Source organism: Plectonema radiosum NIES-515, from assembly GCF_025753815.1.
GTDB classification, from domain to species: Bacteria; Cyanobacteriota; Cyanobacteriia; order Cyanobacteriales; family Nostocaceae; genus Hassallia; species Hassallia radiosum_A.
Genome location: NZ_JAOWRF010000047.1, coordinates 1 through 11,902, shown reverse-complemented (window position 1 = coordinate 11,902; position 11,902 = coordinate 1). Strand labels below are relative to the sequence as shown.

The 11,902-nt window shown below is 40.3% G+C and carries 11 protein-coding genes; 9 read left to right on the top strand and 2 right to left on the bottom strand.

Annotation, left to right across the window (positions count from 1 at the left end; all coding sequences use genetic code 11):
• Nucleotides 1–201 precede the first annotated feature (201 nt).
• From rd to OGM63_RS03390, 7 genes are all read left to right on the top strand, one after another.
• Entirely contained in the window at nucleotides 202–360 is a 159-nt protein-coding gene (gene rd / locus OGM63_RS03420) for a rubredoxin (RefSeq protein ID WP_263744104.1), read from the top strand.
• A 62-nt stretch (nucleotides 361–422) separates the two neighbouring features.
• The gene (locus tag OGM63_RS03415) at nucleotides 423–1,670 is read left to right on the top strand and encodes a BaiN/RdsA family NAD(P)/FAD-dependent oxidoreductase (RefSeq protein WP_263744103.1); all 1,248 of its coding nucleotides are present in this window, start codon (nucleotides 423–425) and stop codon (nucleotides 1,668–1,670) included.
• 78 nt (nucleotides 1,671–1,748) lie between these two features.
• Nucleotides 1,749–2,876 (top strand): glycosyltransferase family 2 protein, encoded by a 1,128-nt coding sequence (locus OGM63_RS03410; protein WP_263744102.1) that lies wholly within the window; start codon nucleotides 1,749–1,751, stop codon nucleotides 2,874–2,876.
• Nucleotides 2,877–2,888: 12 nt separating this feature from the next.
• Nucleotides 2,889–4,679, top strand: a complete 1,791-nt coding sequence (locus OGM63_RS03405; protein ID WP_263744101.1) for an ABC transporter ATP-binding protein — start codon at nucleotides 2,889–2,891, stop codon at nucleotides 4,677–4,679.
• A gap of 55 nt (nucleotides 4,680–4,734) precedes the next feature.
• A complete protein-coding gene (locus OGM63_RS03400; RefSeq protein ID WP_263744100.1) occupies nucleotides 4,735–5,490 on the top strand; it encodes a class I SAM-dependent methyltransferase in 756 nt (251 codons plus the stop codon).
• Nucleotides 5,487–6,470 carry a polysaccharide deacetylase family protein gene (locus tag OGM63_RS03395; protein ID WP_263744099.1) on the top strand — a complete coding sequence of 328 codons (984 nt, stop codon included), beginning with the start codon at nucleotides 5,487–5,489 and terminating at the stop codon, nucleotides 6,468–6,470. The genes OGM63_RS03400 and OGM63_RS03395 overlap by 4 nt, the downstream gene beginning before the upstream one ends.
• A gap of 144 nt (nucleotides 6,471–6,614) precedes the next feature.
• A complete protein-coding gene (locus OGM63_RS03390; protein WP_263744098.1) occupies nucleotides 6,615–7,535 on the top strand; it encodes a glycosyltransferase family 2 protein in 921 nt (306 codons plus the stop codon).
• Here the strand turns inward: OGM63_RS03390 and OGM63_RS03385 are convergent.
• Nucleotides 7,525–8,652 (bottom strand): BUD32 family EKC/KEOPS complex subunit, encoded by a 1,128-nt coding sequence (locus OGM63_RS03385; RefSeq protein WP_263744097.1) that lies wholly within the window; start codon nucleotides 8,650–8,652, stop codon nucleotides 7,525–7,527. The two genes, OGM63_RS03390 and OGM63_RS03385, sit on opposite strands and share 11 nt — an antisense overlap.
• 398 nt (nucleotides 8,653–9,050) lie before the next feature.
• On the opposite strand from OGM63_RS03385, the gene lpxD reads away from it, so the two are divergent.
• Nucleotides 9,051–10,094 (top strand): UDP-3-O-(3-hydroxymyristoyl)glucosamine N-acyltransferase, encoded by a 1,044-nt coding sequence (gene lpxD / locus OGM63_RS03380; RefSeq protein ID WP_263744096.1) that lies wholly within the window; start codon nucleotides 9,051–9,053, stop codon nucleotides 10,092–10,094.
• A 114-nt stretch (nucleotides 10,095–10,208) separates the two neighbouring features.
• Here the strand turns inward: lpxD and OGM63_RS03375 are convergent, their stop codons facing one another.
• Nucleotides 10,209–11,114 (bottom strand): CoB--CoM heterodisulfide reductase iron-sulfur subunit B family protein, encoded by a 906-nt coding sequence (locus OGM63_RS03375; RefSeq protein WP_263744095.1) that lies wholly within the window; start codon nucleotides 11,112–11,114, stop codon nucleotides 10,209–10,211.
• Between the two features lie 331 nt (nucleotides 11,115–11,445).
• Here OGM63_RS03375 and acpP point away from each other — a divergent pair, with 331 nt between their 5' ends.
• Nucleotides 11,446–11,700 carry an acyl carrier protein gene (gene acpP / locus OGM63_RS03370; protein ID WP_263744094.1) on the top strand — a complete coding sequence of 85 codons (255 nt, stop codon included), beginning with the start codon at nucleotides 11,446–11,448 and terminating at the stop codon, nucleotides 11,698–11,700.
• The last annotated feature ends 202 nt before the right edge of the window (nucleotides 11,701–11,902 follow it).

Sequence of the window (11,902 nt, the reverse complement as noted above, 5' to 3'; positions counted from 1 at the left end):
TCACGCAAAGTCGCAAAGCCGCAAAGGAAGAAATACAGAAAACTTGAGTGTGGTCTAAATATATGAAAACTGCTATAATTAGTGTGATTTGAAGAGTGTTTAATTAAGTATTGTAAAAAATTGCACTTAAGTAGGTGGAAATTGTCTTCCAGCAGCTTTTAATATTGTATGAAGCTAGACAATTTTACGAGGTATAGAAAAATGCAAAAGTATGTATGTAACACCTGCGGGTATGAATACGATCCAGAAGTAGGCGATCCAGATGGCAACATAGCACCAGGGACAGCTTTTGAAGATATACCAGATGATTGGGTGTGTCCTACTTGCGGTGTAAGCAAAGAAGATTTTGAACCTGCTTAATAATAAAAAAATAGCTAGTCTAGAATTAAGAGGCTGTTATTTTATAAGGTAATTCAAGTCTATTGCAGTTTAAAGTTGTTGTAATTGGAGGTGGGGCAGCGGGATTTTTTAGCGCGATCGCTACGAAAGAAGCGAATCCGCACGCCCATGTTACTTTAATTGAAGCCAGCCAAATCGTGTTGGCGAAGGTTCGTGTTTCTGGTGGGGGACGCTGTAATGTCACTCACGCTTGTTTTGACCCAGCCATTTTAGTGCAAAATTACCCCAGAGGGGGAAAAGCCCTACGGGGTGCTTTTTCTCGCTTTCAAACTAAAGATACGATAACTTGGTTTGCGATGCGTGGAGTACCGCTGAAAACTGAAGCTGATGGACGGATGTTTCCGATTACGAATACTTCGGAAACGGTTGTCAATTGTTTGCTGAATACTGCTTTTGAAGCTGGGGTAGAAATTCGCACTTCTGCACCTGTAGTAGCGGTAAAACGACAAAATGAAGGCTTTGAAATTGTTTTCAAGTCGGGAGAAGCTATATTAGGCGATCGCTTGCTCTTAGCAACGGGAAGCAACCCTGTAGGCTATAGAATAGCGAAAGAATTCGGTCATCAGGTTGAAGTGCCTGTTCCTTCTTTATTTACTTTCAATATTGGTGATGAACAATTGCGCTCGTTAGCGGGTGTTAGTGTAGAATCGGTGCGTTTGCGCTTGCTGTGGGGTGGAAAATCTCAATTAGAACAAACTGGACCTTTGCTAATTACTCATTGGGGTTTGAGTGGTCCTGCGGTGTTGAAACTTTCGGCTTGGGGTGCAAGAGTATTGAAAGAAAGTCACTATCAAGCGATTTTGATGATAAATTGGTTGCCTGATTTGCAGCCAGATGAAGTGCGGCAAAAAATCTTAGCAGTTAAAAATGAATGGGGAAAAAAGGCGATCGCTTTACATCGTGGTGTTGATTTACCGCATCGTTTGTGGCAATACATTATTGCCCGTTCAGATATTACTACAGAAGAACGCTGGGCAGAAATATCTAACAAAAAATTAAATCAACTTGTTCAAGAACTGACTCAGGGAGAATATTTAATCAACGGGAAAGGTGTTTTCAAAGAAGAATTTGTTACTTGTGGTGGTGTCAACTTAAAAGAAGTCAACTTTCAGACAATGGAAAGCCGCATAGTACCAGGACTTTATTTTGCTGGAGAAATCCTTGATATTGATGGAGTTACCGGCGGTTTTAACTTCCAAAGTGCTTGGACTACAGGACATTTGGCTGGTTTAGCAATGGCAAGTAACGAGAAAGGACAAGTTGACTTCTAAACAAGATGAGCTTAACGCAGATTCGCATTTTAAATCTGTAAAAACTGTAGTTTTGTGAATAGATGAGTGTGGATAACTATGCAGTCGGGTTTTGAATTACCTCTCGTATCTGTGATTATTCCTGCATATAATGCTGAAGCTTTTATTGAGATAACTCTTAAATCTGTCATTAAGCAAACATATAAAAATATTGAAGTTTTAGTTGTTGATGATGGTTCACTAGACCGAACGGCTGAGATTGTTAAATCAATTGCGATGGAAGATAAGCGTATCACTTTATTGCAACAGTCTAATGCTGGAGCAGCATCTGCACGTAATAAAGCGATCGCACACTCAAAAGGTGAATATATTGCCCCAATTGATGCTGATGACATTTGGTATCCGGAAAATCTAGAAAAACAAGTGCAATGTATGCTATCGTCCGAACAATGTGTAGGATTAACCTACGCTTGGTCAGTACACATTGATGAGGAAGGATTACTAACTGGCAGATTTGACTATTCTCGACAAAAGGGAAAAGTTTACATACCTTTAATCATGACAAATTTTCTTGGCAATGGTAGCGCATGTTTAATTCGTCGTAGTTGTTTGCAAGAAGTTAAAGGTTATAACTGTAGATTGCACACAGAAAATGCTCAAGGGTGTGAAGATTGGGATATTTACCTTCGCATTGCCGAACGCTATGAATTTCAAGTTATACCTGATTTTCTCATTGGCTATCGTCAGAGATTTTCTAGTATGTCTTCTAACTTGCCAGTTATGTTTAAGTCTTACATTTTGGTGATAGGAGATGTACAAACAAGACATCCAGAAATACCCAGCAGAATCTATCAATGGTCTGCCAGTATATATTATATGTATTTAAGTTATAAAAATAGAGAAGCTGGCAAACATTGGAGTTGTCTAATTTGTTTATATAAAAGTCTCAAAATAGATAATTTAAGTTTACTTCATTGGTATTTATATAAGCATACACTAATTAATCTTATAGAATGGCTAGCGAAACCAATTACTTTGTTTATTTGGAAAGATAATTTATCTTGGCAAAAATTCAAACGACAATTTAGATATCGCTATTATCGCTCAATAGAAATGGCAGAACTTAATCATAAATTAGAGAAAAGGCAACATTTTTTCAACTTATATGAACGGCTGCAAGAGCAAAGATTAACTAAATTTGCTCAAGATTATTCGGAAATATGTTAAAATGGAATATAAATGAAAAGTTCGGGTGTAATTAAAAAACTATTTCCACTGCTAAATTTTTACCCGTGGGCAATTCCAGTAATTATCATCTTAGGAATTTTAACTTCTTTGTCTGAAGGGTTGGGAATTAGTTTATTTATTCCTTTTCTTCAAAGTTTAGAACCAGGAAACTCTCAATCGGCAAGTGGAACATTTTTAGGAACTATTTTAAATCGATTATTTATTGATATTTCCCCAAGTAATCGACTGTTAATTATTCCCTTATCTATTTTCGGGTGCGTTCTCCTAAAAAATTTACTTGCTTATAGCAGTTCGCTTCTCTCAGTTTGGCTTTATTGGCGTATTGGTTCTCAATTAGTATCTAAACTTTTTCAGCAAATATTAAGCGTCAGCTATAGTTTTTTAGACTCAAAGCAATCAGGTAAATTAGTCAATACACTGCATACGGAAAGTTGGCGTGCATGTGATGCGATATTACTTTTAGTTAATATAATAATCAATTTATCTACAGTTATTGTTTTTGTCATCTTGTTAATGCTAACTTCTTGGCAACTAACTTTTTTAGTAGCTGTTGCTTTGTTAGGAATTTCAGTAATAATTCAGCAAGTAACACAGCAGACAAAAAAGTTAGGAAGAGAAGCAGTACAGGCAAACGATCGCTTGGTTAATCGGATGATCGAAGGCTTTTATGGAATGAGGGTGATTAGAGCTTTTGGTCAAGAAACTTACGAATATAAACGTTTTGAGCAGCTAACAAATGAGGTAAGTCTTACCGCACTAAAACTTGCGAAACTCTACACCATCTCTGGACCACTTTCGGAAGTTTTATCGGTGGCTTTGTTGGTATGTATTATGATTATCGCTTTGCAAAATCAAGCGAATCTACCGACATTGTTAACCTTTATATTTATGCTTTATCGCTTACAACCATCAGTCAGGAAATTAGATAGCGATCGCGTAAATTTAATTGGCTTATTAGCGTCAGTTGAAGATGTCGTATCTCTGTTAGAAATTCCCGAACAACAATTTATTCGTACCGGAAATATTTATTGTCATGGTTTCAAGCGATCGCTCACATTTAAATCTGTCGGTTTCCGCTACAATTCCACAGACAAACCTGCACTAAACTGCGTTTCTTTTTCTATTGCCAAAGGAAAAACTACCGCCATAGTTGGACCTTCAGGTGCAGGTAAATCGACAATTATCGGTTTAATTTGCCGTTTTTATGACGTGACAGAAGGGGAAATTTACGTTGACGAGCATCCTCTACGAGAATTAGATTTAGCATCTTTTAGAAGTCACATTGCGATTGTCAGCCAAGACATTTACGTCTTTAATACCACAGTGCGGGATAACATAGCTTACGGTCGTTTAGATGCTACAGAAGCCGAAATTATCAACGCAGCGAAACAGGCAAACGCTCATGAGTTTATCAGTAATTTTCCCGAAGGCTATGATACCATATTAGGCGATCGCGGCGTTCGTCTTTCCGGCGGACAAAGACAGCGCATAGCTTTAGCTCGTGCGATTATCCGCGATCCACAAATATTTATTCTCGACGAAGCAACTAACGCACTCGATAGCGTTTCGGAAAACATAATTCAAGAGGCAATTAATACATTTGGTCAAAATCGCACAGTAATTATTATCGCCCATCGTTTATCCACAATTGAACAAGCAGATAAAATCCTTGTCTTACAAGAAGGACGAGTTGTAGAACAAGGAAATTTTCCCCAATTGTTACAACTTAAAGGGTTATTTTCCCAGCTTTATCACTTACAATATGGTGGAGTTGAAAACTGATATTTTCAGTTGGAATTACTTTTAAAAAAAGAATAAATAATCCTTAACTAAATAGATGAAAGACACCCTAAGCTCAATTGCCAGACGCACATTACCAGGTTATGTTCATCGGTGGATAGGAACACAATTAAAGGGTGACAAATATATCCCACCGGTGGGAAAAGTAGACTTTGGTAGTCTGGGAGGATTAACACCAATCAGCCGGCAATTTGGCTATGACCGAGGTTTACCGGTTGACCGTTACTATATAGAAAAGTTTCTCACCAAAAATGCGGCTGATGTGAAAGGACATGTATTAGAAATTGGTGATAATTCATACACGCGGCAATTTGGAGGTAATAGCGTCACTCAAAGTGATGTGCTTCATATAGTCGAAGGTAATCCACAAGCAACCATCGTTGGGGATTTAACCAACGCCGAACACATACCCTCAGATATCTTTGACTGCTTTATTCTGACGCAAACATTGCAATGTATTTACGATACGCGGGCAGCATTGAAGACAATATACCGTATTCTCAAGCCTGGTGGAGTAGTGCTAGCGACATTTTCGGGTATTAGTCTGACACCTGCCGATCAATGGGGAGATTACTGGTGTTGGAATTTTACCAGCCAATCAGGAAAACGGCTATTTGCAGAGTTCTTCCCAGAAGCAAATATTCAGCTAGAGAGTTACGGAAATGTGTTAGCAGCGATCGCATTTTTGCAAGGTTTAGCAACCGAAGAACTGGATTCATCAGAACTAGATCACCGCGATCGCGCATATGAACTACTAATAACTGTCCGTGCTCTCAAACCGAACCAAACATGATGAGGATACCTGGAAGCGGCAAATTAAAGCGAATAGCTTCTGGAGTGCGAAACCGCATCGCACCAGGAGGATTAATTCTCATGTACCATCGAGTAACTGAAATTGAATCCGATCCCTGGGGATTGTGCGTCAGTCCAGCCCATTTTGCCGAACATTTGCAAGTATTACAAAAACTCGGTTGTGCGGTGCGCTTACAACAATTAAACCAAACATTGAAAAATGGTAAGCGTCCCCATCGTCAAATAGTCATCACCTTTGATGATGGTTACACCGATAATTTGTATAACGCTAAACCTTTATTAGAAAAGTATGAAATTCCCGCTACAATCTTTCTGACAACAGGATACATGGAACAAGAGCGTGAATTTTGGTCTGATGAACTAGAGAGGATATTACTACAACCAGAGACCTTACCAGAAGTCTTATCTTTAAATATTAACGGCATTAGCTATGAATGGAAGACTTCAAACAACAAAGATGCAAATCAACATTATTCTCTTTACTACTCACTTTATGAATTACTTTACCCCTTACCTGCAATAGAGCGATCGCATCTTCTAGATCAACTACTTTTATGGGTAAAAAAAGAGCCAGAATTACGTCCAACTCACCGGATGATGACATCAAAGGAATTATCTAGTTTACAACCAGGAAACATCATAGAAATTGGTGCCCATACAGTGACACATCCATTTCTTGCCACAATTTCACCCCAAGCACAGCAAAAAGAAATTCAAGAAAATAAAATCCAACTAGAAGAAATTTTCGGACATGCAATCGAAAGTTTTGCCTATCCCCACGGAAACTATAACCTACATACCAGCGATTTAGTGCGCCAAGCCGGATTTACCTGTGCTTGTACAACTTCTGCAAACATAGTCCGCAAAAATAGCGATCGCTTTCAACTACCCCGCTTTCCTGTCGAAAATTGCAACGGAGAAGAATTTGCCAAACAATTATCAAAATGGTTCCTTAACTAAAAACTAAACACAAAAACTCAGCGTTACTCTGTTTTGAAAAGTTGTTCATGGGGGTAACGAACATGACCACACTTATCGAATCGCTTACGGAGAGCGTCACTCTGCGTTTAAACTCTTTATTTCTAAATATTATAAAAAAACGCCATGAATAGCAAACCATTAATTTCTGGTGTCATGATTTTCTTAAACGCTGAAAAGTTCATCGAAGAAGCGATCTTAAGTGTACTTGCCCAAACATACGATCACTGGGAACTATTGTTAGTAGATGACGGTTCCACCGATAATAGCACAGCGATCGCTCAAAAATATGCAGAGCAATATCCCGAAAAAGTCCGCTATTTAGAACATCCAAATCACCAAAATCTGGCAAAGAGTGTTTCCCGCAACCTGGGTATTAGCAAAGCTAAAGGAGATTATATCGCCTTTTTAGACGCTGATGATATTTGGCTTGCGCCAAAACTAGAAAAGCAGCTAGCAATTTTGCAATCATACCCCGAAGCGGGGATGGTTTACGGAGCGACGCAGATGTGGTTTAGCTGGACTGGTAAAAAAGAAGATTTGGGACGCGATCGCTACCGCAAACTTGGTGTCAAACCCGATACATTGATTCAACCACCAAATCTGCTCCCGCTTTTTTTACGCACGAAAGCAGAAACACCTGGTACTTGTGGAGTTCTGATTAAACGTGAAGTCATAGAAGCTGTTGGTGGACATGAAGAAAGCTTTGGCAGCATGTACGAAGACCAAGCTTTCTTCGCGAAAATTTGTTTGAAATACCCCGTATTTATTGAGAGTGGCTGTTGGGATAAATATCGACAGCACCCTGATTCTACTTGTTATGTAGCCGAGCGAGCAGGAGAATATCATATCACAGAAATCAGTCCTAGCTACGCGACTTACTTAAATTGGCTAGAGGAATATTTGGTTAAAGAAAAACTCGTAAATACCGAAGTTTGGCAAGCTTTACAAAGTGTATTATTTTTCGTGCGCCATCCTCTAATTTATCATTATTATCGACGTATCCGGCGCGTTATCTGGAAATTAAAAGCACTACTTAAGAAGTAATTTGGGGAAGAAACCCCGTCTCTTTGAGCAGCAGCTGTAGTTTTGCATGAGGAAGTTTCGTGTCCTTCTTGTTATTTCCCCACATATCAGAAAAGAAGTCTTGCATCAGCGTAATGATGCTGCGGTATTTGACGATGCTGGCAACATAGAACTCATCTAACTTCATGACCCCCGAAGCATGTATCTGCTCAATGTTGTCGAGTAATATCGACCCCACCTCATAAGGCTGTAAGCCTTCTTTAATGCCATATTTTTCCATTATCCTGCGTTTATCGTTCTCCGAACATGAATAATAGGACGGTCGAATCAGGTGTCCAAAATTCCGCAGGACTTCTCCGTAGTCGTAAAATGTGTTCTGCTCAAAGAAAGACTCTTCATCTGAAGTCAAGGCAAAGCTCTTGTCAAGTACCAAACCAAAATCGGTCAAATATATCTGTTCACCGTCGGTGAGGACGTTGCGAAAATGTGCGTCGAAGTGGATGATTCCCTTCGTTCTCAAAAAGGTAATTGTCGTGCGTAAGTCATCCAGGGGGTTCTGAAGTTTGTTGGGGTTTTCTCGCAGCCATGTTTCCAGAACATGCGGGATGTACTCTAAAAACAGAACCAACTCATAGTTAGCGATCGCTCTATCTAAGACATAATTCCCGGCGTTCTCACTATTGCCCCAGTACTCGATATAAGCTTTAAGATGCGACCTATCCACATCCGCACGCTGCCCGGAGAATGGCATAATGCGATAATAATACATCAGTGGAAAGGTGGCGATCGCTTCCTCCAATACCCAGTTGGTTGTCTTGATATGAGTCACGAGTTCACGGAAAACCCCAAAACCAGTGGAAGCGACCGGACCGATGCCGTAATTAATGTAAGTCGGCAGTTTATAGAGGTTTCGGGTAGAAAACAGATTGTCATATTCGAGGTTCGTAACTGGAATACGTTTCACAAAGACCTTAGACTCCCCAAAGTCGATGGTGTGACTGCTTCCCCAACCCGTACTCGACTCATTCGACTCACTATTGTCAAACAGAGAACGCAATTGTGCATTATCCAACTGAGCGATTTGTGAACTGAGCTTGAAGTATCTCTTCCTTCTAAGTTCTATATGATTCTTAGCCATTTTCCGTTACATACTGAGCGATTTGTGAACTGAGCTTGAAGTATCTCTTCCTTCTAAGTTCTATATGATTCTTAGCCATTTTCCGTTACATAAGACCTATACAAAGCTAATCAATGTTAAAACTGCTGCCACCATTAACGATAAATTGAGAACCCTATCTCATAATCCTAACTGCTTGTAAGCGCAACAGCTTAGTACGCTCCCCAGGCAACCTTCATCTACAGAAAACAATCATTACTTATAGCGATAATTATCTAGTACAGCGGGCGCGGAAATAAAGATACTATTCCAAATCAACGAAAGGCTTAGAATGTAAGCTTTTTGAATGCGTGACTTTTGAATGCGTGACTTCCCAGCAGCGGTACTAGCCTTTGTAAATGAATAAGTGAATAAACAACATGAAATTTAGCGAAATCGTTGAAAAACTCAGCCACAGTGCCACAGCGAACAGCCTCACAACTAATCAAGACGAAGATATCGAAATTGCAGGAGTAGCAGCGATTGATGAAGCGATCGCAGGTCATCTCAGCTACATAGAAGGACAAAAATTTGCTTCTTTTGTCGGCAAGACCAATGCTAGTGCTTTAATTTTACCTCAAGACGAAACATTACAAATGCTTGCAGAAGAACGCGGTATCCTTTGGATAGCCACGCGAAATCCGCGCTTGATGTTTGCGGCATCCATCGCACTTTTTTATCAACCATACCGTCCAACTCCAGAAATACATCCTACCGCCATAATTCACCCCACTGCAAAAGTTGGCACTGATGTTTACATTGGTGCCCATGTAGTGATTCAGCAAGAAGCAGAAATCGGCAATCAAGTCTGCATTCATCCCAATGCAGTAGTTTATCCAAATGCGAAAATAGGCGATCGCACAATCTTACATGCTAATTGTACCATCCACGAACGCGCCCGCATTGGTGCAGATTGTGTCATTCATAGTGGTGCTGTCATCGGTGCAGAAGGCTTTGGCTTTGTTCCCATTGCCAGCGGTTGGTTCAAAATGGAACAATCCGGTTATACTGTCTTAGAAGACGGCGTAGAAATTGGCTGTAACAGCGCCGTAGACCGTCCATCCGTCGGTCAAACCCGCATAGGACGCAGTACAAAAATTGACAACTTAGTGCAAATAGGACACGGTTGTGAAATAGGCGCTTATTGTGCTATAGCCGGACAATCTGGTATGGCAGGAGGCGTCAAAATTGGCAATCGGGTTATTTTGGCAGGACAATCAGGAATAGCCAATCAAGCGAAAATGGGTGATGGTGCCATCGCTACAGCCCAAGCGGGTATTCTTAGCGATGTTCCAGCAGGAGAAATCGTCTCTGGAACACCGGCAATGCCTCACAAAATCTTTTTGAGAGTAGCTGCTATTTATAGCCGCTTACCACAAATGTATCAGACTTTCAAACAATTGCAACGTTTGGGGGAAAAGTAAGGAGAACGGAGGAGCGGGGGAAAGGCGATCGCATTAGTTGAATTTGACTCATGCGATCGCGCTTCTTTAACGTAGTAACGACTTTAGTCGTTAAATCAAGCATTAAAACCCTAACTAAAAGCCTAATTTCTCCAAAACTGGCTTAGTTGAAACAATGTGCCTTTCCAAACCGAGTTCTTGCGGACTAATACCTAACGCCAAAGCAATCAACTGCGGTAAATGCAACACCGGCAAACCTAATTTTTGTCCGATGACTTTTTCCACCTCAGGCTGACGAGAATCTAAATTCAAATGACACAGCGGACAAGGTGTCACAATACAATCAGCACCAGATGTTAGTGCATCTTGAATATGCGTCCCCGCCATTTTAAACGATTGGGTGGTAGCATAACTCGAAAGAGGCCATCCGCAACATTGAGTCCGACCTCGATAATAAATTGGTGTTGCACCGATCGCCCGAAAAACATTTTCCATCGCTTCGGGTTGGAAAGGGTCATCATAAGGTATGGATTTTTGAGCACGGAGAAGATAGCAGCCATAAAAAGCCGCACATTTTAACCCATTCAACTTACGGGTGACTCGTTTTTGAATTTCTTCTAAACCGTAATCTGTGACTAAAGCATAAAGGAGATGTTTAACTTCAGTGCTTCCACGATAAGGGGAACAGCTTTCTTTTTCCAAAAAGCCATTAACTTTGTCGATGTATTGGGGGTCAGTTTTTTGACATTCTTTCAAACGCTCATCAACGTGACCGATGACACCTTGACAAGTGCTGCAATGTGTGAGTAGCGGCAAATTTAATTGTTCTGCTAAAGCAATATTTCGGGCATTAACCGTATCTTCCAAAAGTTGAGAATCTTCCTTAAAAATGCCCGAACCGCAGCAAGCAGCCTTTTTCAATTCTACCAGTTCAATACCCAGAGCTTTAGTTAAAGCTTTGGTAGATAAACCTAGCTCGCTGCAAGCACCTTGAGCAACACAACCTGGGAAGTAAGCGTATTTTAGCGTCTGATATAACATAAAGTATATTTTAGTTAGGGTAGTTGCCTTTAAACAATAACTGTTTTATGATTGCCTGTCCGTAATGCTGGCAAAGCTTTGTATCTAATTTTGGACATCGGCAAAAAATTTAGTGAGAATTAGACAACAGAAGCATTTACACTGATGAGCGCGATCGCACTATTCAATTGACGTTGCCTAACTGTTCTTTCCGAAAAAACACCAAAAGGATTTTCCTAAGAAAAACCCTTTACAGTGTACGGGCGATCGCGCTTGACGATAAGATGTATATGCTCAAAACCACGTCGCCCATAAAAGGCTGATCGTAGCAACTGGTTAAGGACTTTTATCTATGAGTGAAGCGGAAATTTTTGAAAAGGTCAAGAAAATCGTCGTCGAGCAACTTAGCGTTGCTGAGGCTGACACGGTTAAACCACAATCCAATTTTGCTAACGATTTAGGGGCTGATTCCCTAGATACAGTTGAACTGGTAATGGCTTTAGAAGAAGAATTTGATATTGAAATTCCTGATGAAGCCGCCGAAAAAATTACCACTGTTGAAGAAGCAGTAAAATATATCAACAACAAAGTTGCCGCATCCGCTTAAGTGAGTGCTGAGGAGTTAGGAGTTAGGAGTTAGGAGTTAGGAGTTAGGAGTTAGGAGTTAGGAGTTGGGAGTTAGGAGTTGGGAGTTAGGAGTTGGGAGTTAGGAGTTGGGAGTTAGGAGTTAGGAGTTTGGAGTTAGGAGTTTGGAGTTTGGAGTTTGGAGTTAGGTGTTAGGAGTTAGGAGTTAGGAGTTAGGAGTTAGG